The 22,526-nt window shown below is 64.3% G+C and carries 19 protein-coding genes and 1 pseudogene; 9 read left to right on the forward strand and 11 right to left on the reverse strand.

Annotated elements, in window-relative coordinates; all coding sequences use genetic code 11:
* Positions 1-853: 853 nt before the first annotated feature.
* Complete coding sequence (locus AAFG13_RS01120) at positions 854-1,834, reverse strand: NADPH:quinone oxidoreductase family protein (RefSeq protein ID WP_342710878.1); 981 nt, start codon at positions 1,832-1,834, stop codon at positions 854-856.
* Between the two features lie 374 nt (positions 1,835-2,208).
* Between AAFG13_RS01120 and AAFG13_RS01125 the strand changes: the two genes are divergently transcribed.
* The 7 genes from AAFG13_RS01125 to AAFG13_RS01155 all read left to right on the forward strand — a co-directional run bounded on the left by AAFG13_RS01125 (position 2,209) and on the right by AAFG13_RS01155 (position 10,721).
* Positions 2,209-2,982, forward strand: a complete 774-nt coding sequence (locus tag AAFG13_RS01125; protein WP_029078588.1) for a MotA/TolQ/ExbB proton channel family protein — start codon at positions 2,209-2,211, stop codon at positions 2,980-2,982.
* Between the two features lie 32 nt (positions 2,983-3,014).
* Complete coding sequence (locus AAFG13_RS01130; RefSeq protein WP_097672457.1) at positions 3,015-3,845, forward strand: flagellar motor protein MotB; 831 nt, start codon at positions 3,015-3,017, stop codon at positions 3,843-3,845.
* A gap of 112 nt (positions 3,846-3,957) precedes the next feature.
* Positions 3,958-5,880 carry a potassium transporter Kup gene (locus AAFG13_RS01135; protein ID WP_212315135.1) on the forward strand — a complete coding sequence of 641 codons (1,923 nt, stop codon included), beginning with the start codon at positions 3,958-3,960 and terminating at the stop codon, positions 5,878-5,880.
* Positions 5,881-6,034: 154 nt separating this feature from the next.
* Positions 6,035-7,960 carry a potassium transporter Kup gene (locus AAFG13_RS01140; RefSeq protein ID WP_342710879.1) on the forward strand — a complete coding sequence of 642 codons (1,926 nt, stop codon included), beginning with the start codon at positions 6,035-6,037 and terminating at the stop codon, positions 7,958-7,960.
* A 137-nt stretch (positions 7,961-8,097) separates the two neighbouring features.
* The gene (locus tag AAFG13_RS01145; RefSeq protein ID WP_016848419.1) at positions 8,098-8,427 is read left to right on the forward strand and encodes a rhodanese-like domain-containing protein; all 330 of its coding nucleotides are present in this window, start codon (positions 8,098-8,100) and stop codon (positions 8,425-8,427) included.
* Between the two features lie 8 nt (positions 8,428-8,435).
* Complete coding sequence (locus AAFG13_RS01150) at positions 8,436-9,605, forward strand: aminotransferase (protein ID WP_342710880.1); 1,170 nt, start codon at positions 8,436-8,438, stop codon at positions 9,603-9,605.
* 6 nt (positions 9,606-9,611) lie between these two features.
* Positions 9,612-10,721: a polyamine ABC transporter substrate-binding protein gene (locus tag AAFG13_RS01155; RefSeq protein WP_342710881.1), complete on the forward strand. Its 1,110-nt coding sequence runs from the start codon at positions 9,612-9,614 to the stop codon at positions 10,719-10,721.
* Between the two features lie 122 nt (positions 10,722-10,843).
* Here the strand turns inward: AAFG13_RS01155 and AAFG13_RS01160 are convergent, their stop codons facing one another.
* From AAFG13_RS01160 to AAFG13_RS01190, 7 genes are all read right to left on the reverse strand, one after another.
* Positions 10,844-11,779, reverse strand: coding sequence for a lipid A biosynthesis lauroyl acyltransferase (locus AAFG13_RS01160; protein WP_212315127.1), 936 nt, complete (start codon positions 11,777-11,779; stop codon positions 10,844-10,846).
* Positions 11,780-11,796: 17 nt separating this feature from the next.
* Entirely contained in the window at positions 11,797-13,074 is a 1,278-nt protein-coding gene (locus AAFG13_RS01165) for a beta-ketoacyl-ACP synthase (RefSeq protein WP_212315125.1), read from the reverse strand.
* Positions 13,075-13,101: 27 nt separating this feature from the next.
* Positions 13,102-14,286, reverse strand: a complete 1,185-nt coding sequence (locus AAFG13_RS01170; RefSeq protein WP_212315123.1) for a beta-ketoacyl-ACP synthase — start codon at positions 14,284-14,286, stop codon at positions 13,102-13,104.
* Positions 14,279-14,755, reverse strand: coding sequence for a 3-hydroxyacyl-ACP dehydratase FabZ family protein (locus AAFG13_RS01175; RefSeq protein ID WP_092112914.1), 477 nt, complete (start codon positions 14,753-14,755; stop codon positions 14,279-14,281). Before AAFG13_RS01175 ends, AAFG13_RS01170 begins: the two co-directional genes overlap by 8 nt.
* A gap of 9 nt (positions 14,756-14,764) precedes the next feature.
* On the reverse strand, positions 14,765-15,064 hold the full coding sequence (locus tag AAFG13_RS01180; protein WP_021081038.1) for an acyl carrier protein: 300 nt from the start codon (positions 15,062-15,064) through the stop codon (positions 14,765-14,767).
* Positions 15,065-15,245: 181 nt separating this feature from the next.
* Positions 15,246-15,602, reverse strand: a complete 357-nt coding sequence (locus tag AAFG13_RS01185) for a hypothetical protein (protein WP_212315484.1) — start codon at positions 15,600-15,602, stop codon at positions 15,246-15,248.
* 87 nt (positions 15,603-15,689) lie between these two features.
* Positions 15,690-16,571 (reverse strand): ion channel, encoded by an 882-nt coding sequence (locus tag AAFG13_RS01190; RefSeq protein ID WP_212315121.1) that lies wholly within the window; start codon positions 16,569-16,571, stop codon positions 15,690-15,692.
* An 87-nt stretch (positions 16,572-16,658) separates the two neighbouring features.
* On the opposite strand from AAFG13_RS01190, the gene AAFG13_RS01195 reads away from it, so the two are divergent.
* Complete coding sequence (locus AAFG13_RS01195) at positions 16,659-17,285, forward strand: ParB-like protein (RefSeq protein WP_212315119.1); 627 nt, start codon at positions 16,659-16,661, stop codon at positions 17,283-17,285.
* On the opposite strand, the gene AAFG13_RS01200 is transcribed toward AAFG13_RS01195, so the two are convergent.
* From AAFG13_RS01200 to AAFG13_RS01210, 3 genes are all read right to left on the reverse strand, one after another.
* Positions 17,246-17,758 (reverse strand): MgtC/SapB family protein, encoded by a 513-nt coding sequence (locus AAFG13_RS01200; RefSeq protein WP_212315117.1) that lies wholly within the window; start codon positions 17,756-17,758, stop codon positions 17,246-17,248. The genes AAFG13_RS01195 and AAFG13_RS01200 overlap by 40 nt on opposite strands.
* Positions 17,759-17,766: 8 nt before the next feature.
* Entirely contained in the window at positions 17,767-18,345 is a 579-nt protein-coding gene (locus AAFG13_RS01205) for a peroxidase-related enzyme (protein ID WP_342710882.1), read from the reverse strand.
* A 98-nt stretch (positions 18,346-18,443) separates the two neighbouring features.
* The gene (locus tag AAFG13_RS01210; RefSeq protein WP_212315113.1) at positions 18,444-20,189 is read right to left on the reverse strand and encodes an ATP-binding protein; all 1,746 of its coding nucleotides are present in this window, start codon (positions 20,187-20,189) and stop codon (positions 18,444-18,446) included.
* Between the two features lie 514 nt (positions 20,190-20,703).
* Between AAFG13_RS01210 and AAFG13_RS01215 the strand changes: the two are divergent.
* Positions 20,704-22,479 (forward strand): annotated as a pseudogene (locus tag AAFG13_RS01215) (EAL domain-containing protein); the annotation flags it as partial.
* Positions 22,480-22,526 lie beyond the last annotated feature (47 nt).

Below are 22,526 nucleotides of genomic sequence, written 5' to 3' on the forward strand. Positions count from 1 at the left end.
AACTGTCAATGCACCGCAGCGGTGTTGGTTCCTGCGATGCAATGGCAGCGTTGGGACGGCGCGCTCGGGTGACCCAAGGGGCCGTGCCGGATCAGGAAATTGTAGGATGGGTAGAGCGCAGCGAAACCCATCAATTCCCTTCCGCGGCGCCAGTGATGGGTTTCGCTTTGCTCTACCCATCCCACGAGTTGCGAAGCCATGGTTTGGATCGTTCGGCTTTTCAGAATTTGACTTGACGCCGGACCCAACTCAGATGTTCAATACGCCCGTCTCACCCGACACGAGGGGCGCTTCGCGGTCGTCACGAACGTGGGTTGAGATGCGGTGGACGCTGAGTGCGCAACTGACGAGTGCGCGTGACGCGGACGGTGAAGTCGTGTGGTCCTGACGCCCTAGCGGCCGGTGTCCTCTCGCAAAACGCGTAAGCGTTTTGCGAGGGCGGTGACAAGCAAGCCCAGTCTCGCCGGGGAGAGCACGAAATAAGCCGTAACCCATCGCGCAGGGAAAGCCGGGTTGTTTCCGGTTACACCTGTGGTCCTACCTCCCGCGTTTTTTACTACGCGGGACCCATGGGTGCGATCGGCACCCGGCTTTCCCTGCGCCCTCTGCGAGAGGAGAGGGCGGAATGAAGCGCAAGCCTCGGACAAATCATGTCGCGAGAACGCGGAAGTATGACTCACAGGCCGTGCAACAAATTCAGCGTCGTCCCGGCCTTGAGCCGGGACCCATAACCACGAATGCGAATTGGATTGCAGAGCTGTGGCCGCAGCTCATCTCAACAACACCACTCTGTGGTTATGGTCCCTGCTTTCGCAGGGACGACAGCGAGGATGAGGCGATAGCGGTGCCTCTCTCACGATCCGATCCGCACCACCATCTTGCCCAGCGCCGCGCGGGTCTGCATCGTCGTGAACGCCGCGCGGAAATCTTCAAGCTCGAACACCTTGCCGACGACAGGCGTCAGTCGGCCGTTGTTCAGCCATGCCGACAATTGCGTCATCACGCGCGCCTGTGCCTCGGGCTCGCGGCGCGCGATCTGCGCGGCGTCGACGCCGATCAGGAGGCCGCCCTTCAGAAGCGGCAGATTGAACGGCAGAGCGGGGATCTGGCCTGCCGCAAAGCCGACCACGACATGGCGGCCGTTCCAGGCGATCGAGCGGAACGCCTGCAGCGAGACCTCGCCGCCGACCGGATCGAAGATCACGTCGGGACCATGGCCGCCGGTTGCCTCCTTCAGCGCATCGCGCCAATCGGGCTTCGTGTAGTCGACGACAGCATCGGCGCCGAAGCTTGCGGCGAAGCTGCGCTTCGCGTCCGTCGAGGCGGCGGCGATGACGCGCGCGCCGAGCAGCTTGCCGACCTGGATCGCGGCGATGCCGGTGCCGCCGGCGGCACCCAGCACCAGCAGCTGCTCGCCGGCCTTGAGCGAGCCGCGCTCGGCGAGCGCATACAGCGCGGTAAGGTAGTTGGTGCGGAAGGCCGCGGCGGCCTCCATCGACAGGCCGTCGGGCATGACCTCGACAGCGGCAGGCGGCACCACGATGTACTCGGCCAGCGCGCCCGAGCGCGCCGCGCCCATCACCCGCATGCCCGGCGTGATGCCGGCGACGTCGCCCGCGACCTCGTCGACCACGCCGGCGAATTCCGCACCGGGCGTAAAGGGCAGGGCATCCTTGGTCTGGTAGCGGCCCTCGACCTTCAGCCCATCGACGAAGCCGATGCTGGCGGCGTGGACCCGGACGCGGATCTGTCCGGGGCCGGGTTCGGGCGTGGCGATCTCCTTCAGCCCGATCTGATCGATAGGCGCATATTGCTCAACGACGACCGCCTTCATCCTGTCCTGCTCATTGGTTCGTTTCCTCTGGAGCCTTATCCATTCCGATTGAATCGGAACGGAGCTCCAGATTCTTGTGTTGACGCGTTCTCTTCACGCGAACCGGTACCCACTTCGCTCGAAAACGCTCTTGGCAAACCTATCGCATCTCCGTTGTTCTACGGGGAGGCCTTTTGCGCATGCAGCGGCGGCGTCCCATGCGGAAAGCCAGCATCTTCAACGACATCGCGAAAAGGCGGACGTTTACCCGTTGTTATCCCTACCAAATTCGGTAACGCGTCCTTAATGGCGTTAACGTTAGGGTTTTCCACGCGGCCCGCACTGGGCTGCGCGCCGTCCAGGACGGGCAGGTTGCGTACGCGTTGGAGTCTCCTATGGATATCATGACTGGCGCCGGGCTATTGGCTGGCATCATCGTCATCGCGGTGATGATGTTCATGGGCGGCGACCTGCACATGTTCATCTCCGAACATGCCATGATCATCATCTTCGGCGGCTCGATCGCGGCGACGATGATCCGCTTTCCACTCGGCGTGATGCTGCACGGGCTGCCGCTCGGCGCCAAGTTTGCCTTCACCATGAGCCGGCTGTCGGCCCGCGACCTCGTCGACGAGCTCGCCCGCATCGCCGAGATCGCCCGCAAGCAGGGCCCGGTCGGCCTGGAGAAGGTCGAGACCGACGAGCCGTTCCTTGCCAAGGGCATCCGCTACGTCGCCGACGGCTACGACCTCGAATTCATCCGCGACAACATGGAGCGCGACCGCGACAATTTCCTGATGCACCTCGACGAGGGCAGCAAGATCTATCGCGCGATCGGCGACTGCGCGCCGGCCTTCGGCATGATCGGCACGCTGATCGGCATGGTGCAGATGTTCGCCAACATGACCGACCCTTCCAAGCTCGGCCCGTTCATGGCGACCGCGCTGCTCGCCACGCTGTACGGCGCGCTGGTGGCCAACCTGTTCTGTCTTCCGATCGCCGACAAGCTGCACGGCAAGCTGCTCGACGAGGAGACCAACCGCACGCTGATCATCGACGGCATCCTGATGATCCGCGATTCCAAGAGCCCGGCGCTGGTGCGCGAGATGCTGCTGGCCTATCTGCCGGAGAAGCATCGCAACGAGGAGGGTGAGCCGGTTCCGGCCTGACGGCCCCGACTGGCGCTCCCGGGACAGCAGCGATGGCCAAGAAAAAGCGCGGCGACGCCCATACCGGAGGTCACGGCTGGTTCGTGACCTTCGCCGACCTGATGGGCCTGATGATGAGCTTCTTCGTGATGCTCGTCGCGTTCTCCACCATGGACAACAACAAGCTGAAGATCGTCGCCGGCTCGATGCGCGACGCCTTCGGCGTGCAGACCAATGTGCGCTATTCCGGCATCGTCGAGTCCGATGGCCTGCCGACCCGGCCGAAGCTCAAGAATGTCGAGCACATCTCGCCGGAAGAGTCCTCCGCCAATCCGACGCCGGACGAAAAGGAACGCAGCCAGATCAACGGCGCGCGGCTGAAGATCGACCGCGAATTTGCGCTCGCCTCCGCCTCGCTGCGGCAGGCGCTGCAGGACATGCCGGAGCTGACCGAGATTTCCAAGAACATCATGTTCGAGGAGACCAAGGAGGGGCTCAACCTCGAGATCGTCGACCAGGACGGCCGCTCGATGTTCGCCGACGGCTCCAGGGAGCCGTATGAGCGCACCCGCCGGCTGATCCAGAAGCTCGCCGCGCCGCTGAAGGCGACGCCGCTGCGGATCGCGATCGTGGGGCATACGGCCGCAGGCTTCGTGCCGGCGCGCAGCGATTACGACGCCTTCGACCTGTCCGCGGACCGCGCCAATGCGGTGCGGCAGATACTGGAGCGGGAAGGGCTGCCGCCGTCCCACATCTTCGCGGTTTCCGGCAAGGCGGACGGCCAGCCGCTGTTTCCCGACGATCCGACGCTGCCGGCGAACCGTCGCGTGACCATCACGTTGATGCGGGAAAATCCGCCATTGCCGCCGGATCTGAAGCCGTAGCTCCGGGTTACCATGCTACCGTCGCTCGCCGTGCTGCTTGGTTGACAGGCGAGGCGGAAGCGTCGATAGCCGCGCGGATCAAAATCAACCGATCGAGCGTTCCAACCTCGCTATGGCTGTCAGCGTCTCATCCACCGAAGCTCAGGAGACCCAAGGCACGGGGCAAGGCAGGGGCCAAGGCACCTCCGGCTTCTGGGCCCTGACACTGGGCAGCATCGGGGTGGTGTTCGGCGATATCGGAACTTCGCCGCTCTACGCATTCCGCGAGGCGGTCGGCGGCGCCGCGCACGGCCAGCCGGTGACCCGCATCATGGTGCTCGGCGTGCTCAGCCTGATCCTGTGGGCGCTGTTCACCGTCGTCACCGCCAAATACGTCCTGCTGCTGCTGCGCGCCGATAATAACGGCGAGGGCGGCACGCTGTCGCTGATGGCGCTCGGCCAGCGCGCGATCGGACGGCGCAGCTGGCCGCTGCTCGCGCTCGGCGTGGTCGGCGCCTCGATGTTCATCGGCGATTCCATGATCACGCCGGCGATCTCGGTGCTGTCGGCGGTCGAAGGCCTCAAGCTCGCCACGCCGCATCTCGAGCACTATGTGGTGCCGCTGACGATCCTGATCCTCGTGCTGCTGTTCTCGGTGCAGCGCACCGGCACCGCGCGCGTCGCCTCCGCCTTCGGGCCGGTGATGGTGGTGTGGTTCGCCTCGCTCGCGGTCATGGGGGTGGTCCACATCATGGACGATCCGTCGGTGCTGGCGGCGATCAATCCGTATTACGCGATCCAGTTCCTGCTGACCCACGGCACCGTTGGCTTGGTGACCTTGGGCGCTGTGTTTCTCGCGGTGACCGGCGGCGAGGCGCTCTATGCGGATCTCGGGCATTTCGGCCGCAAGCCGATCCAGTCCGGCTGGCTGTTCTTCGTGCTGCCGTCGCTGCTGCTGAATTATTTCGGGCAGGGCGCGCTGGTGCTGTCCGATCCGGCCGCGATCGAGAACTCGTTCTATCGCATGGTGCCGGAGGTGCTGCTGCTGCCGCTGATCGGGCTCGCCACCGCTGCCACCGTGATCGCGAGCCAGGCCGTCATTACCGGCGCCTATTCGCTGATCAGCCAGGCGGTGCAGCTCGGGCTCTTGCCGCGCTTCGAGGTCCGTTACACCTCGGAGACCCATGCCGGCCAGATCTACCTGCCGCGGGTCAACCGGCTGCTGCTGATCGGCGTGCTGCTGCTGGTGCTGCTGTTCCGCACCTCGAGCGGGCTCGCCTCGGCCTACGGCATTGCCGTCTCCACCACCATGGTCGCTGATGGCATCATGGGCTTCATCGTGATCTGGAAGCTGTGGAACTGGCGCGTGGCGTCGGCCGCCGCCTTGATCCTGCCGTTCGTGATCGTCGACATGACCTTCTTCAGCGCCAATCTCTTGAAGCTGTTCGAGGGCGCGTGGGTGCCGCTGCTGTTCGGCGTCGTGATGGCGACGATGATCTGGACCTGGCGTCGCGGCGCTGCGATCCTGATTGCCAAGACCCGCCGCATCGAGGTGCCGCTGCGCGACCTGATCCACAGCCTGGAGAAGCGGCCGCCGCATTTCGTCAAGGGCACCGCGGTGTTCCTGACCAGCGACCCGAGCTTCGTGCCGACCGCGCTCTTACACAATCTCAAGCACAACAAGGTGCTGCACGAGCACAATGTGATCCTGACCATCGAGACCGCACCGACACCGCGCGTCGACCTGTCGGAGCGCGTCACCATGGAGAAGGTCAGCGACAAGTTCACCGCGGTGCGGCTGCGCTTCGGCTACATGGAATCGCCGAACGTGCCGAAGGCGCTCGCGGTCGCGCGCAAGCTCGGCTGGCAGTTCGACATCATGTCGACCTCCTTCTTCGTGTCGCGCCGGTCGCTGAAGCCGTCCGCCCAGTCCGGGATGCCGCAGTGGCAGGACCACCTGTTCATCGCGATGAGCCGGTCCGCCAACGACGCCACCGACTATTTCCAGATCCCGACCGGCCGGGTGGTTGAAGTGGGTACCCAGGTAACTATTTGATGCGGCAACGGATTCTACAGTTGAAAAGCCGTGATCTATGCGTGATATGCATGGCGGAGGCCTGAATCCGGGCTAACCTATGCATTCCTGCCGGGAGTATAGGCCTGCGACCCGGCATTGTGCGGTGCGGCAGAAGACAGAGGCGCAGCTTCCCATGTCATCCGAGAGTGCGATCACCGCGGCGGAAATGCCCGCGGCAAACGGCCATGGCGAGGCGCATTCAACCGCCACCTTCAAGGCGCTGATGCTCGGCAGCATCGGTGTCGTCTATGGGGACATCGGCACCAGCCCGCTGTATGCGCTGCGCGAAGCCGTCGTCGCGGCTGCCGGCGGCGAGGGCGCCGTGACGGCGCATGCGGTGCTCGGCGTGCTCTCGCTGATCCTGTGGGCGTTGATCGTGGTCGTGACGCTCAAATATGTCGTGATCCTGCTGCGTGCCGACAACAATGGCGAGGGCGGGACGCTGGCGCTGATGGCGCTGGCGCAGCGCGCAGTCACCAAGGGCGGAGCCGCGATCGTGCTGCTCGGCATCATCAGCGGCGCGCTGTTCTATGGCGACGCCGTCATCACGCCGGCGCTGTCGGTGTTGTCGGCCATCGAGGGCATCAAGCTCGTCACCTCGACATTCGATCCCTATGTCGTCCCGCTCACGGTGGTGATCCTGGTCGTCCTGTTCGCGGTGCAGTCGCGCGGCACCGCGCGCGTCGCCGCGTTCTTCGGCCCGGTGATGTGCGTGTGGTTCGCCGTGATCGCGATCGCGGCGCTGCCGCAGATCGTGCGGCACCCCGAGGTGCTGTACGCGTTCAACCCGATCCTTGCGGTGTCGTTCATGCTGCATCACGGCGTGATCGGCTTCATCACGCTCGGTGCGGTCTTCCTCGCGGTGACCGGCGCGGAGGCGCTCTATGCCGACCTCGGTCACTTCGGCAAACGCCCGATCCAGACCGCGTGGCTGTTCATCGTGCTGCCGTCGCTGGCGCTGAACTATCTCGGGCAGGGCGCGCTTCTGATCGGCGATCCCAAGGGCATCGAGAACCCCTTCTTCCTGATGTTCCCTGAATGGGCGCTGATCCCGATGGTCGCGCTTGCGACCATGGCGACCGTGATCGCGAGCCAGGCCGTCATCACCGGCGCCTACTCGCTGACCCGGCAGGCGATCCAGCTCGGCCTGATGCCGCGGTTCGAAATCCGCCACACGTCGGAGGCGCATTCCGGCCAGATCTACATGCCGCGCATCAACCGGTTGCTGTTCATCGCGGTCATTGTGCTGGTGTTGATGTTCCGCTCGTCGAGCGCGCTGGCCTCGGCCTACGGCATCTCCGTGACCGGCACCATGGTGGTGACGGCGATGATGGGCTTCGTGGTGATCTGGAAGGTCTGGCGCTGGTCGCCGATCGCCGCCGCGGCGTTGGTCGCGCCGTTCCTGTTCCTGGACGTCACGTTCCTGGCCGCCAATCTCCTCAAGGTGTTCGAGGGCGGCTGGGTGCCGCTTGCGCTCGGCGGGGTCATGATCGTGGTGATGTACACTTGGCGGCGCGGCAGCCGGCTGTTGTTCGAGAAGTCACGCAAGCTGGAATTCCCGCTTGCCGATCTCGTCGCGATGCTGGAGAAGCGGCCGCCGCAGCGCGTCTCCGGGACGGCTGTGTTCCTGACCAGCGATCCCGTCAGCGCGCCGACCGCGCTAATGCACAGCCTCAAGCACTACAAGGTGCTGCACGAGAAGAACGTCATCCTCACCATCGAGACGGCGCCGACGCCGCGCATCGATCCGTCCGAACGGGTGCGGATGGAGCAGCTGACCGAGACCTTCTCCAAGGTGACGCTGAAGTTCGGCTTCATGGAGCAGCCGAACGTGCCGAAGACGCTGGCGATCGCCCGCAAGCTCGGCTGGCAGTTCGACATCATGTCGACCTCGTTCTTCCTGTCCCGCCGTGCGCTGAAGCCGGCGGCGCATTCGGGCATGCCGAGCTGGCAGGACCATCTGTTCATCGCACTGAGCCGCTCCTCGAACGATGCCACTGACTATTTCCAGATTCCGACCGGCCGGGTGGTCGAGGTCGGCACGCAAGTCACGATCTAGGGGCCGCGACCCAGCGTTTCCGCGCGGCATCTAACCCGTTTCGGGTGCTTGATTTTCTCCGCGCGAGAGGCGACTTTGCGGCCCGGACCGGCGAGCCGCGCGACGCTCGCCCAAGCAGATGTCGGGAGGATATTTCCGTGGCGGACCACAAGGTGGAAGATTTGTTTCCGGATGAGGTGTCGAAGGGCATAGCGGAAGGCCGCTATCTCCTGGTCGACGTGCGCGAGCCCAATGAGGTCGCCGTCGAGGCCTATCCCGATGGCGTCGTGGTGCCGCTGTCGACGTTCGATCCCGCGGCGATTCCCGATCCGCAGGGCAAGCAGGTGGTGTTCGCCTGCCGCTCCGGCAAGCGCTCGGTGACGGCTTCGCTGGCGGCTCAGGCCGCGGGCCTGCCCTACGACAAGCATTTGGCGGGCGGCATCATCGGCTGGAAGGCGGCAGGACTGCCCACCAAGACCGGCGGCTGATCGCTGACATGACCTCCATGAACAAGGTCTTCGCGGACCTTCCCGTCACCATCTTCGAGGCGATGTCGCAGGCTGCGCGCGACAACAACGCCATCAATCTCGGCCAAGGCTTTCCCGACGATCCCGGACCGGAGGACATCCGCCGCGCCGCCGCGGACGCGTCCATCAACGGCTACAACCAATATCCGTCGATGATGGGCATTCCGGAACTCCGTCAGGCGATCGCATCGCATTACGGCCACTGGCACGGGCTCAAGCTCGATCCGATGACCGAGGTGATGGTCACCTCCGGCGGTACCGAGGCGCTGACCTCTTCGATCCTCTCCGTGGTCGAGCCGGGCGACGAGGTGGTTTGCTTCCAGCCGGTCTATGATTCCTATCTGCCGATCATCCGCCAGGCCGGCGGCATTCCGCGGTTGCTGCGGCTCGAACCGCCGGCGTGGCGGCTGAACGAGGAGATGCTGCGCAGCGTCTTCAACCACAAGACCAAGGCGGTGCTGTTCAACAATCCGCTCAACCCGGCGGCGGTGGTCTATCCGCGCGGGGACCTCGAACTGCTGGCGCGGTACTGCCAGGAGTTCGACGTGGTCGCGATCTGCGACGAGGTCTGGGAGCACGTCGTGTTCGACGGCCGCGAGCACATCCCGCTGATCACGATCCCGGGCATGCGCGACCGCACCATCAAGGTCGGCAGCGCCGGCAAGATCTTCTCGCTGACCGGATGGAAGATCGGCTTCGTCTGCGCCGCGCCGCCGCTGCTGCGCGTCGCTGCCAAGGTGCACCAGTTCCTCACCTTCACGACGGCGCCCAATCTGCAGGCGGCCGTCGCGTACGGCCTCAGCAAGCCGGACGATTATTTCCTCGACATGCGCAAGGACATGGCGCGTAGCCGCGACCGCCTCACCAAGGGGCTCGAGAGCATCGGCTTTCCGGTGCTTAAGTCGCAGGGGACTTACTTTCTCACCGTCGATCTGTCGCCGCTTGGTTTGAATGAGACCGACGCGGAGTTCTGCTGGCGAATTGTGCAGGATTACAAGGTCGCGGCTATTCCAGTGTCGGCGTTTTACGAGCAGGATGCGGTGACGTCGGTCGTGCGTTTCTGTTTCGCCAAGAAGGACGCGACGCTCGACACCGCGCTGGAGCGGTTGTCCGACGCCGTTCACCGCCGCAAGAGGTAGACCAGAATGCAGAATCAGAGCCGTGGTCTCGTCAACCTTGTTGGTACGGTCGCCACGGTTCTGTTGTTCGCTGCCTCCGCCAGCGCGGAGGAGCGCACGGTCAACTTCTACAACTGGTCGAACTACATGGCGCCGGGCGTCCTCGAGGACTTCACCAAGGAAACCGGCATCAAGGTGGTCTACGACACGTTCGACGCCAACGAGACGCTGGAGACGCGGCTGCTCGCCGGCAAATCGGGCTACGACGTCGTGGTGCCGACCGGCTATTTCCTGCAACGCCAGATCACCGCGAAGGTGTTCCTCAAGCTCGACAAGTCGAAGCTGCCGAACCTTGCCAATGCGTGGCCGGTGGTGACGGGTCAGCTCGCGACCTACGATCCCGGCAACAATTACGGCGCCAACTACATGTGGGGCACCACCGGCATCGGCTACAACGTCAAGATGGCGGAGAGGATTCTCGGGCCCGACGCCAGGATCGACAGCTGGGACATGGTGTTCAAGCCGGAGAATCTCGCCAAGTTCAAGGATTGCGGCATCCACATGCTGGATTCCGCCGACGACATCCTGCCGGCGGCGCTGAGCTATCTCGGGCTGGATCCGAACTCGACCAAGCAGCCTGACCTCGAGAGGGCCGCCGATCTCGTCATCAAGATCCGGCCCTATGTGCGCAAATTCCATTCATCCGAATATCTCAGCGCGCTGGCCTCGGGTGAGATCTGCTTCGTGGTCGGATGGTCGGGCGACATCATGCAGGCGCGCAGCCGGGCGGCGGAAGCCAAGTCCGGCGTCGAGATCGGCTACACGATCCCGAAGGAGGGCGCGCAGATGTTCTTCGACAATCTCGCGATTCCGGCGGACGCGAAGAACGTCGCTGAAGCCTATGAGCTGATCAACTACCTCTACCGTCCCGACATTGCAGCAAAGAACTCGAACTTCCTGTCCTACGCCAACGGCAATCTGGCGAGCCAGAAGCTGATCGATCCGAAGATCTTCAACGACAAGAACATCTATCCCGACGAGGCGATGCAGAAGAAGTTGTTCGTGATCACGGCGCGCGATCCGGCGACGCAGCGGATCATCAATCGGCTGTGGACGCGGGTGAAGACCGGGAAGTGACATTCTCGTCGCGGTAGCGTGCCGTCATTGCGAGGAGCGTCAGCGACGAAGCAATCCACGGTTCCGCAAGTGGCGAGATGGATTGCTTCGCTTCGCTGGCAATGACGAATGACAGTCTCCGCCTACCGCCAGCGCCGGTGTAGCCAGAGCCACTGATCCGGATATTCGCGGACCCAGCCCTCGACGATGTCGGTGATCGCCTGCATCGTGCCCTGGATATCGATCTGGCCGGACGCGTCGAACACCGGCTTCACTTCCTCGGTGACCTCGCCGCGGAAGCGGCCGTCGGGCAGGCGGATGATCCGGGTACCGTGGATCGGGCAATCGATCTGCCGGCGCAGGCGCGCCAGCAGCGGATTCGCGGTGGTCTTGCGGCCGAAGAAGGTGACGGGAACGCCGTTGGTCAAATACTGGTCGACCAGCATCGCGACGTGCTGACCGTTCTTCAGCGCCTGCGCCAGCTTGAGCGGCGCGTCGCGGCCGGCCGGGACTAGCGTGCCCAGATTGACTGCGCGGATGCGTTCGATGGCGCGGTCGGCGGCCTCGATGTTCGGGCGCCGGAACAGGATCGTAGCATCGAGCCCATGTGCCGCCGCGGCAATCGGAGAGAGCTCCCAGTTGCCGAGATGTGCGGCAAAGAACAAGGCCGGCTTGCCGTCGTCACGCAACTGGTCGAACAGCTGCTTGCTGCGCGCCGAGAATTCGACGCGGCCCGGCCTGTCGGGATTCCGGGGATCGTGGTCCCAGATGCGGTCGATGTGCGCGAATTCAGCGCCGATGCGTCCGAGGTTGTGCCAGACGCCGGTCAGGATCTCTTCGATCTCCTGCGGTGACTTTTCCGGGAAGGCGGCCGTGAGATTCTCGCGGCCGATGCGATCCTCACGCAGCCGGCGGCCGATGAAATGCGCGGCGCGGCCGAAGAACCGTGCGGTCTTCTCCGGATCGAAATAGCGCGTGGTGCGCAGCAGGCCGATCGTCAGCCCGCCGATCGCCGCATCGGTCACAGGCTTGGCGGCATCACGCAGATGCGCGCGGGCGCGAAGGAGCAGGCGTTTCATCTGATGAGGCGAGGGCGCTAGGCCGGCTCGCGCGTCAGGATCAGCGAAGCGTTCTGCCCGCCGAACCCGAACGAGTTCGACATCACGGCGGTCACCTTGGCGTCGCGCGCCTTGTTGCCGACCACGTCGAACGGGATCGCGGGATCGGGCACCTCGTAATTGATGGTCGGCGGAATCCGCTGATGCTCGAGCGTGAGCAGCGAGAAGATCGCCTCGACCGCACCGGCGGCCGAGATGGTGTGGCCGACCATCGATTTGTTCGATGACACCGGAATGTTTTTGGTGTGTTCGCCGAACACCGCCGCGGTCGCAAGATATTCCATCTTGTCGTTTTCCGGCGTCGAAGTGCCGTGCGCGTTGATGTGATCGATTTGCTCGGGCTCCATGCCCGCGTCAGCAAGCGTCTTGCGCACGCAGCCGATCGCCGGCTTGCCGTCCGGGGCAGAGCGGGTGCGATGGAAGGAGTCGGTGAGCTCACCGCAGCCGGCGACGACGCCCAGGATGCGCGCGCCACGCGCCATCGCGGCGTCGTAGCTCTCCAGCACCAGTGCGCCGGCGCCTTCGGCCATCACGAAGCCGTCGCGGTTCTTCGAGAACGGCTTCGAGGCGCCCTGGGGCGGATCGTTCTGTGTGGAGAGCGCCGACAGCAGCGAGAAGCGCACCAGGGCTTCCGGATTGACCGAGCCGTCGGTCGCGACGCACAGCGTTGCATCGGTTTCGCCGCGGCGGATCGCCTCGACGCCGAGCTGGATCGCAGTCGCACCGGACGCGCAAGCCGTCGAGAGCGAAATCGGCGACCCCTTGGTGCCGAAGGTCTCGGCAAGGTTGAGCGCGACCGAACCGAAGGTGAAGCGCCGGTGGAAGTGGGCGAACTTGCCGCCGCTGCAGGTCGCCAGATAGTCGATGATGCCAAAGTCCCTGGTCGGAACCTCGCGGGCCACTTCGAGCCGCTGCGGCCACTCGGTCTCGATCGGCGCGACCGCCAGAAACAGCGGGCCGGGGAAGTCGCCCTTGCTGCCGATGCCGGACTGCTCCAGCGCTTCTTCGGTCGCGATCTCCGCCAGGCGCTGCGACAGGCTGGTCGAGGAGAACGGGTCGACGGTGACGAAATCGACGGCGCCGGCCATCGTCGTCTTCAGGCTGTCGAGCGGGAAGCGCGTCACCGTCTTGATGCCGGACTCGCCCGCGCTGAGGCGCTTCCAATTGTCGGTCTTGCCGCCGCCGAGCGACGTCACGATTCCCATGCCGGTCACGACGACGATCGGTCGGCCGAATTTATCGCGTGGTGCAGTCATGGTGTCCCCGTCGGTGCTTGCGCCGAATTACTTGACGGCCTCGACCAGTGCCATACCTTCGCCCTGCCAGTGGCCGACCCCCAACACGACAATCTGGGTTGGCGCTTCGGTCTTTTCAACCTCCAGCCCGGTCGGGTCGTTGGCCGGATAGAGCGCGCCGCGGGAAATCGACAACGCGGCCAGCGCGAGCCCGAGCGGGAACTGCGCCTCCATGGTGTGCCCAAAGGTCGTTCCGGTGGCGCGCACGGCAAGGCCGGGATGCTGACCGAGGAATTCGCGCTCCTCGGCGGTCGCAGGTTCGGCGCCGGTCGCGCCCGTTATCAGCATCGCGTTGTCGTTGCTGACCCCGAGCTGCGGCCACATCGCCTGCAGCGACTTCGTCACTGCGCCGGGCTGCTTGCGCTTGGCAAGATCGGCGACCACCTTGGTCAGCTTGGCGTACGGCTTGGCGCCGCGCGCCTCGGCGTGCTCGCGCGATTCCATCACCAGAAATACGCCGGCAGAGCCGATGGCGAAGCCCGGGTTGTTTCGGCGGGCCCAGACCGAGGCGTATTGATCCTTGAGGGCGAAGTCGCCGAACGAATAGAGCATCAAGAGGTCACCGCGATCGCCATTATGGGCCGCGCCGACCAGCGCGATGTCGCTCTGTCCGGCCCCGATGCGTGCGACGGCGATCCGCGCAGCGTCGATGCTCGAGGCTTCCTCGCCCATGAAGGTGCGCGACGTCCCGCACACGCCGTGAACGATCGCGATGTTGCCGGCAAGCAGGTTGGAGAGCTGCGCCAGGAACAGCGTCGGGCGCAGCTCGTTCATCAGCTTTTCGTTGAGGGCGGCAGGCGGCAGCTTGCCCTGCGCATCGGCGTTCATGATCGCCAGGTCGACGTTGAGGTCACGCTCGCCGCCACCGGCTGCGATGATCATGTCCATCCGCGACAGGATTTCCTGATTGCCTTTGACGCCGGCGGAATCAAGCGCCAGCCCGGCGGCGTAGGTGCCGATCCGCTGCCACGTCTCCATCTGACGCTGATCGCCCTTCTTCGGGATCTGCGCGTCGAAGCTGACGGGGGCGATCGGATGGATCACGTACGGCGCGAGACGCTTCTCGTCGGCATTGACGCGCTTGGCGCCGAGCGCCTCCCAATGCGCATCCAGCCCCTCGCCGAGCGAGGAGAGCAGGCCGACGCCGGTGATCCAGACTTCCTTCTCAGCCATGACTCATTGCCTGCAGCGGAAACCCGATCTTGTTGGCGAGCGCATCCATGTGCACACGCAAGTCCGGGCTCGGGAAGGGGATATGACGGAAGGTCAGCTCGGCGTTGCACTTGAGCTCCTTGCCGACGCGGACCTTCGCCGAGGTCACGGTGAAGCCTGAACCTTCGTGTTCGATCCTGGCTTCGATCGTCAGTACCGAGCCGGGGCTGACGAAGCCACGCATCTTGGCTTCCTTGACCATGGCGAGGAAAGGCATGCGCTCGAACTTGGTCAGACCGAGGATCAGCCAGCCCGAGCTCTGGGCCATTGCTTCGGTGAGCAACACGCCGGGCATGATCGGGTAGCCCGGGAAGTGCCCCGTGAACACAGAGTGGCTGTCCGGCGGGACATCCGCCTCGACGACAATCGTCTTCGCGTCGAGGTTGAGGTCGACAATCCGATCGATCAGCTGAAAAGTTTCAAGCTGCATGATGGGCGATTACGAGGCTGAGCCCGTGCCCGCGTTTTTGGCGGCAACCAGCTCGTCGATGCGGTCGGCGAGATTCTGCAACACGAAGTACTGCTCCGTCGTGGCCTTGCCGTCGTTGACCTCCTGGGTCCACTTCTCAAGCGGCATCTTGATCCCGAAGGCCTTGTCGATGGCAAAGGCGATGTCGAGGAAGTCGAGGCTGTCGATTCCCAGATCGTCGATCGCGTGGCTCTCCGGCTTGATCGTATCGCGCGGGATGTCGCAGGTCTCCGCGATAATGTTGGCGATCTGCTCGAATGTGGATGACATCATTAAGCCTTTGATATATTGAAGGTAATTCCGGGTCGGCTCGGAGGAGGCGGGCGCGGTGCCCCGGATTGCCTGATTGCTGCTGCCGGAGTCGTGTGCCCGTATATCGGAGCAGGGCCGTTAGTTCAATGGAGCTTGGCCGGCCCGGCGAGGACGGTTTTTGGGTACGGTTCCGGCCTGCCTAAGTGCGTGGCATCACCGTAATCTTCGCGCAATCCCGGCGTCCCATCAGCACGCAATCCTGGGTCTTGCGCAAATCGGCGATGCTCATGGCGAGCCAGATACCAATCGCGGTGAGCGCCACGGTGAAGGCGAAGGCGGCGATGTTGGCCAGCATGCGCTGGCGGAAATCGTCCGGCTCCTCGCGCGGCTTCTCATAGCGGGAGAGGTCGTTGGCGACGGAAACAGGAGCGACGGAAGTCGAGCGGGTCGATCGGACCGCCTCCTCGCGCTTGCCGGGCGGCTGCACCGAGGTACGCGGCCGGAATTTCAGCACCACGTGCTCATCATCCGAGGAAATTGGCCGCTGCGTCTTCACTGTTGTCAGTCCGGTCGCGTCGCCGCTTATGTTTAGCATGTTCGCTGCGCTTCACACCTAAAATCTTGATGCGCGCAGAGGTGGTATTTATCCTTCGATGGTTTCGTGGAACCGACTGTAGTCGATGCGCAGACGGCCGTCGTCGGTCGCCTTCAGGATCTCGGCATAGCGATGGCCGAAGCGGACGTCGGAATGTTCGTAGGATTTTCGCGCATGCACAGTTTGCGCTGCAACGTCGTCATAGCCCGACACGAAGAGACCGAGCCCGGCATTGACGGCTTCCAGCTCCGCGGCGTCGAGACCGTAGAGCGGGCTGTCCTGGTCGATCACATGAAACAGGGTCCAGCTCAGCGCGAGCGCCGGGCTCTCGCTGCGCAGCAGCGGCAGTTCGTAGAACCGGCGGTATGGCATGCCTTCCTTGCTGACGCCGTTCTTGAACAGCCACAGCCGCGCGGTGGCATTGGCGATGATGTTGTGCCGCTCGTTGGCCAGGCGGATCATCAACGTGAGCTGGCCCTCATGGTCCGAGATCACGGGATTGTCGACGAACAGCAGGCGCGCGCTCGGCCGCGAGAAGCGGGCGAAGATCAGCCCGGTCATCAGCGACATCGAGAAGATGCCGGTGAAGAGTTCGATGGCGGCGATGAAGTGCCCGTAATGCGTCTGCGGGTGCATGTCGCCATAGCCCGCGGTCGAAAGTGTCTCGATGCTGAAATAGAGGTAGTCGATGTATTGGCCGTCAGGCACGTTGGCGATCGGATGATCGCCAAGCCAATACATCAGGGCGAAGACGGCGTTGAAGGTGATGAACACCAATGCTGCACCGCCAATAAAGGCGGGCCAGGATGCCGTCATGCAGCGATGACTGATGTCTGCCCAGAAACTGAGCTCCAACCCCTCGGTCACGACCTCGCGGTTGCCGAAACGGATCGTGCGCGCCTTCACGCGTTCGCTTGCTCTCAGTGCCATTCCGACGAACCGGCTCTTCCGCCTGCCTGTGACATCATGTCATAATGGAACCCATTCCGGAGTGCCGGTCAAACGGGAGCACAAATCATGGCCCATACGCGCGAGCCCTACGTCAAACCGGTCCCGATCATGTCGCTGCGACCAACCCAGATGACGGTCGGCATGCAAGAGGTGAAGGAGAAGCGGAAGCGCTGGCGCGAGCATAAGTCGGACAAGAAGCGCGCCGAACTGCTGGGCAAGCACATGATCCCGGTCGTCCACGGTCCCGACGATCGCTACTACGTGGTCGATCACCATCATATGGCGCGGGCGCTGCACGAGGAGGGCGTCAAGGACATCCTGGTCACGGTGATCGGCGATCTCACGATGGTCGAACGCGACGTGTTCTGGGGCGTGATGGACAACAAGCGGTGGGTCTATCCCTACGACTCCAAGGGCGAGCGCCGGCACTTCAGGGACATTCCGAGGTCGATCAAGGATCTCAAGGACGATCCGTTCCGCAGCCTCGCCGGCGAAATGCGCCGGGCCGGTGGCTTTGCCAAGGACACGACGCCATTCAGCGAATTCCTGTGGGCCGATTTCCTGCGCCGCCACATCCCGCGCAAGACGGTGGAGAACAATTTTGCCAAGGCGCTGGAGAAGGGCTTGGCGCTGGGCCGCAGCAAGGACGCGATCTATTTGCCCGGCTGGTGCGGGCCGGCATCTGACGACTGACCGGGCGCGGCCTCCGGTCCGTGTTGGTCCTCCTTGCCGCCGAGCGCGTGGTGCAGCCACCGCTCGGTGCCCTTGCCTAAGGTCAGCAGCAGGAATGCCAGCGCGAGCGCGGTGACGACGATCGGCCAGTGTCCGGCGCCGCAGACAATCCCGACGCAGGCGGCGAAGAACGCGCATGCGGCGCTGGTCAGGCCGTGGACGTGATAGCGGTCGCCCCGCCGGACGATCACGCCGGCGCCAAGAAAGCCGATTCCGGTCAGCACACCCTGGATCACGCGGCTGACCGCATCGGTGAATTTCCCGGGATCGACCGCCTGCAAGGCCAGCAGCACGACCGTGGCCGTCGAGAGGCTGACGAGACCCAGTGTCTTCAGCCCGATCGGCTTGCCGCGCAGATCGCGGTCGAGCCCGATCGCGCTGCCGGCAAGAGTAGCTGCGCCGAGACGCAGGATGATCTCGCTCCAGTCTACCAAGGCGTCCTCTATTTCGGCTGCCGGCCGAGCATGTAGAACTCGGCGTTCGGCCGCATGCCGGTGACGTTCGCAAGCCGGTTCGAAAGCGCGAAGAAGGCCGCGACCGCGGCGATGTCCCAGACGTCGTCGTCGCTGAAGCCGTGGCCGGCGAGCGCCGTAAAGTCCGCCTCCGAGACTTCCTCGGCCGCGCGGCCGACTTTCATGGCGAAGTCGAGCATCGCGCGCTGCCGCGGCGTGATGTCGGCCTTGCGGTAGTTGATCGCGATCTGGTCGGCGATCTCAGGGTTCTTGGCGCGGATGCGCAGGATCGCGCCATGGGCGATCACGCAATACTGGCACTGGTTGGCGGCGCTGGTCGCGACCACGATCATCTCGCGTTCGGCCTTGGAGAGGCTGGAGTCCTTTTCCATCAGCGCGTCGTGATAGGCAAAGAACGCGCGAAACTCGTCGGGGCGGTAGGCCAACGTGAGGAATACGTTCGGCACGAAGCCGGACTTCTCCTGCACCGCCAGGATGCGAGTGCGGATATCCTCGGGGAGCTTGTCGAGAGCGGGCGTCGGGAAGCGTTTTGCGGTCGGCTGCGTCATGAGATGGTTCCGGCGTGCCGCGGGGACGCGGCGTCACGCGAAACCATAGTGGATGACGGCTTGGGCGCAAGGCGCATCGGCGCCCTGCCATAATGACGTCAGCGCAGTGGCTTCTTCAGGAGCGAGAAGCGGTCAGGATCGAGGCCCAGTGACGGCTGCAGCATCGGCGCTTCGGCGGGCGCTACCGTGCGCGGCGGTGCGGGAGGGTTGAAGTTGGCCTCGCTCTGCGTGTCGCGATGCGAAGTGGCGCCGCGCCAGCGCTCCAGCACGGCGCTGACGAAATGCATGTCATGGCCGGCGGTGACCGACGGCACCGTTGCGATGGTGGCTTCGCCGCGCGGCAGCTGGTGCGGCGGCACCTCCTTGAAGCGCAGCCGGGTCGGCAGCGCCACGCCTTCGCCGAACGCCAGCACTTCGCGGGTGCCGAGCGAAGGCACGAACGACAGCAGGTTGGCTGCGGCATCCGACACTGCGGAGCGCAGCAGCGCCTGGTCGCGGTCGTTGGCGAGGCGCATCGTGAACAGCGTGTTGCACTGGGAGATGATGGTCGCGTCGAGCTCGGCCGGACGCTGGGTGATCAGGCCGAGATAGACGCCGTATTTGCGGCCTTCCTTGGCGATGCGCGACACCGCCTTGCGGGTCGGCCCGAAGCCGATGTTGCGGTCCGCGGAGGCGTAGCGGTGCGCTTCCTCGCAGACGAACAGCATCGGCGAGACGCCGTCGCTCCACAGCCCGAAATCGAACGCCATGCGGCACAGCACCGACACCACGGAATCGACGACCTCGGCCGGGAAGCCCGCGAGCTGCATGATGGTCATCGGCTTGCCGTTGGCGGGCAGGCGGAACAGATGGCTGATCACCTCGGCCATGGTATCGCCGCCGACATTGGCATTGTCGAACATGAAGGCGTAGCGCGGATCGTTGCGCACCGCGTCGATGCGCGAGATCAGCTTGTGATAGATGATGCGCGAGGAGCGGTTCTCGAGCTTGCCCATGCGCTCGTCGATCAGCGAGATCAGGTCGACGAGGCGATAGGGCACCGGCGTATCGACGGTGTAGCCGACCTGCTTGGGGTCGACCCGCTTGAGCCCGAGACCGACCCGGTCGGAGTTCTGGTACTGGGTGTAGATGCCCTTCGCCATCGGTATCACTTCGGCGAGGATGTCGAGCTCTTCGGGCACGCCAGGCCGGCCGCCGAACAGCACGTCGACGATCTCTTCGAAGTTGAACAGCCAGAACGGCAGCTTCAGGTTTCGCGGGTTGAGCACCTGCGCGCGCTCGCCGAAGCAGCGGCCGTATTCGTTGTGCACGTCGAGCAGGAAGATGCGCAGGTTCGGCCGCGACTTTAGGATCTCGTTGAGCAGCAGCGACACGCCGGTGGATTTGCCGACGCCGGTCGAGCCGAGCACCGCGAAGTGCTTGGAGAGCATTTCCTCGACGTCGACATAGGCGATAACCGAACGGTCCTGCTGCAGCGTGCCGACATTGATCTGGTCCGAGCCGCTCGGCGCATAGACCGTGCGCAGCTCCTGGTTGGTGATCAGATCGGTGCTGTCGCCGATGGTCGGATAGTGGGTGACACCGCGCTGGAATTTCGGGCGGTCGCCGCCGAGGATTTCGCCGAGCAGGTCGACCGAGGCGGTCGCCATGTATTCGTCGGACGCCGCCAGGTTCTCGCACGATACTTCGGTGATCATGGCGACGATGACCGAGCTCGCGCAGCGGATACTGACGAACCGACCGACGGTCGCGCGCATTTCTGAAAGCTGTATCTGGCCGCCCGTCAGCAGCCCAACCCGGGCCTGCGAGCCGCGCACAGAGATCACACGTCCAAAGGATGTCACAGTTCCAGCCTGGCTCGTTCGCAAAATCTAAATGTCCGGACCAATATGCGCGCCCGGGTTTGGAAAAACCGTTAAATCGCCGAGGTTGCGCATCGGCTAAATCTACACCTTCCCGGTGACGATTTGTTTCTATCGTGCAGCGAGATTGCGCTCGGTCGCGCCCATCGTCGGCGAAATCGTCGCTTTCCGGCACAGCCGGGTTTATTTCGCGGTTTTTCCGTTAAGGCGGGATTCACCATCTTCGAGGAGTGCATCGGCAGCTCCGTAGGTTTACGGAGGTTTCGGCGCGATGTGTTATGCCCTGTCTCCAGGTATCGCGTAACCGATTGCTAACTGCGAGTTGTAACGACCTTTCCACCAGTGCTGCGTAACGATGCCGCGCCCGGGAGAGATCAGCGTGCGCATCGAACACCGCAATTCATCGTCAGGAAATGCCGACGCCGGCTCGACCAAGGGGCTGGCGTTCTGTGCCGGCCTGCTCGTCGGCAGCCTGTTCGGAAGCGTGACCGCGCAGTGGAGCGAGCGCGAAGGCCTGTTGATGGCGGCCTTCGCGATCATGGCCGTGATCGTCTTCCTGTTGCTGAAGCGGCATGAAATCTCCGACGCGCGGCTCGCCACCGAACGCCGCAATCTCATGACCGCCGTGGACAACATTCCACAGGGGCTCGTGCTCTACGATGCGTCGGCGCGCATCATTATCTGCAACCGTCCCTACATCGAGATGTTCGGGCTCTCGCCCGATGTGGCGAAGCCCGGCTGCACCATGCAGCGGCTGATCGCGCACCGGCAGGAGACCGGCTCGTTCGATGGCGACGTCGACGAATTCTGCGATGCCATCATCCGCAATGTGAAGCTCGGCCGCGGGACGCGTCAGCTGACCGAGGCGCCGGGCGGGCGCGCGATCGAGATCGTCAACAAGCCGCTGCCGGAGGGCGGATGGGTGGCGACCATCGAGGACATCACCGAGCGGACGCGCACCGAGAACAAGATCGCGCATATGGCGCACTATGATGCGCTCACCGATCTGCCCAACCGCCTGCTGTTCCGTCAGCGCCTCGAGCAGGCCCTGAAGACGATCGGACCCGATGAACAGATCGCGGTCATGTATATCGACATCGACGAGTTCAAGAGCGTCAACGACGCGCTCGGCCATCAGATCGGCGACGAGCTGCTGAGGGCCATCGCCGAACGCCTGCGCTCCTGCTTCGGGGGGACCGATGTGGCGGCGCGGCTCGGCGGCGACGAATTCGCCGTGATCCAGACTGCGGTCCGCGATCAGACCGAGACCATGCAGCTGCTGGCCTCGATCTATCAGACCATCCGCCAGCCGATCGATTGCAGTGGGCACCTGATCACGACCGACGCCAGCATCGGCATCGCGGTCGCGCCCGCCGACGGCCTCGACCTCGATCAATTGCTGCGCAACGCCGACCTCGCGCTCTATGGCGCGAAGAGCGATGGCCGCCGCACCTACCGGTTCTTCGAAACCGGCATGGACGCGCGTGCCAAGGCGCGGCGCAGCCTCGAACTGGAATTGCGCCAGGCCATCGCCGACGGCGGCTTCGAGCTGCACTATCAGCCGTTGCTCCATCTCGAGGACGGCCGGGTCAGCTGTTGCGAGGCACTGGTGCGCTGGCGGCATCCCGAACGCGGCACCATCTCGCCGGCAGATTTCATCCCGGTCGCCGAGGATACCGGCCTGATCAACGATCTCGGGCACTGGGTGCTCAACACCGCGTGCCGGGAAGCCGTGAACTGGCCGGATCACATCAACGTCGCGGTCAACGTGTCTCCGATCCAGTTCAAAAGCCAGACGCTGGCGCTGAACGTCGCCGCCGCGCTCGCGGCGTCGGGGCTCGCGCCCTCGCGGCTCGAGCTCGAGATCACCGAAGCCGTGCTGATCCGTGACGACGAGGCTGCGCTCGATATCCTGCATCAGCTGCGCGAGCTCGGCGTCCGGATCGCGCTCGACGATTTCGGCACCGGCTATTCGTCGCTGAGCTATCTGCAGCGCTTCCCGTTCGACAAGATCAAGATCGATCGCGCCTTCATCAAGGATCTCGCCGGGACCGGCGCGTCGTCCACGATCGTCCAGGCCGTCGTGAACATTGCTGCCGCGAGCGATATGACGACGACCGCGGAGGGCGTCGAGACCGAGCAGCAGCGCAACCTGCTCCGCAGCCTCGGCTGCACCGAGATGCAGGGCTTTCTGTTCAGCCGGCCGGTGCCGGATGTCGAAATCCGCAAACTGCTGTCGTTGCATCGCGAGAGGGCCGTCTCGGTCGCCTGACCGCCGGCCCCGGCCGCTTTCAATATGTGATTTCAGCCACGGAATGC

Origin of the sequence: Bradyrhizobium sp. B124 (assembly GCF_038967635.1) — a bacterium.
Classification (GTDB): Bacteria; Pseudomonadota; Alphaproteobacteria; order Rhizobiales; family Xanthobacteraceae; genus Bradyrhizobium.

Excerpts from the sequence above, each read along its gene's own strand:
- AAFG13_RS01195 (WP_212315119.1), top strand. The coding sequence starts at position 16,659 with ATGGCCCATACGCGCGAGCCCTACGTCAAACCGGTCCCGATCATGTCG.
- AAFG13_RS01120 (WP_342710878.1), bottom strand. The coding sequence starts at position 1,834 with ATGAAGGCGGTCGTCGTTGAGCAATATGCGCCTATCGATCAGATCGGG.
- AAFG13_RS01150 (WP_342710880.1), top strand. The coding sequence starts at position 8,436 with ATGACCTCCATGAACAAGGTCTTCGCGGACCTTCCCGTCACCATCTTC.
- AAFG13_RS01155 (WP_342710881.1), top strand. The coding sequence starts at position 9,612 with ATGCAGAATCAGAGCCGTGGTCTCGTCAACCTTGTTGGTACGGTCGCC.
- AAFG13_RS01130 (WP_097672457.1), top strand. The coding sequence starts at position 3,015 with ATGGCCAAGAAAAAGCGCGGCGACGCCCATACCGGAGGTCACGGCTGG.
- AAFG13_RS01170 (WP_212315123.1), bottom strand. The coding sequence starts at position 14,286 with ATGGCTGAGAAGGAAGTCTGGATCACCGGCGTCGGCCTGCTCTCCTCG.
- AAFG13_RS01140 (WP_342710879.1), top strand. The coding sequence starts at position 6,035 with ATGTCATCCGAGAGTGCGATCACCGCGGCGGAAATGCCCGCGGCAAAC.
- AAFG13_RS01180 (WP_021081038.1), bottom strand. The coding sequence starts at position 15,064 with ATGTCATCCACATTCGAGCAGATCGCCAACATTATCGCGGAGACCTGC.
- AAFG13_RS01190 (WP_212315121.1), bottom strand. The coding sequence starts at position 16,571 with ATGGCACTGAGAGCAAGCGAACGCGTGAAGGCGCGCACGATCCGTTTC.
- AAFG13_RS01125 (WP_029078588.1), top strand. The coding sequence starts at position 2,209 with ATGGATATCATGACTGGCGCCGGGCTATTGGCTGGCATCATCGTCATC.
- AAFG13_RS01135 (WP_212315135.1), top strand. The coding sequence starts at position 3,958 with ATGGCTGTCAGCGTCTCATCCACCGAAGCTCAGGAGACCCAAGGCACG.
- AAFG13_RS01160 (WP_212315127.1), bottom strand. The coding sequence starts at position 11,779 with ATGAAACGCCTGCTCCTTCGCGCCCGCGCGCATCTGCGTGATGCCGCC.
- AAFG13_RS01205 (WP_342710882.1), bottom strand. The coding sequence starts at position 18,345 with ATGACGCAGCCGACCGCAAAACGCTTCCCGACGCCCGCTCTCGACAAG.
- AAFG13_RS01165 (WP_212315125.1), bottom strand. The coding sequence starts at position 13,074 with ATGACTGCACCACGCGATAAATTCGGCCGACCGATCGTCGTCGTGACC.
- AAFG13_RS01175 (WP_092112914.1), bottom strand. The coding sequence starts at position 14,755 with ATGCAGCTTGAAACTTTTCAGCTGATCGATCGGATTGTCGACCTCAAC.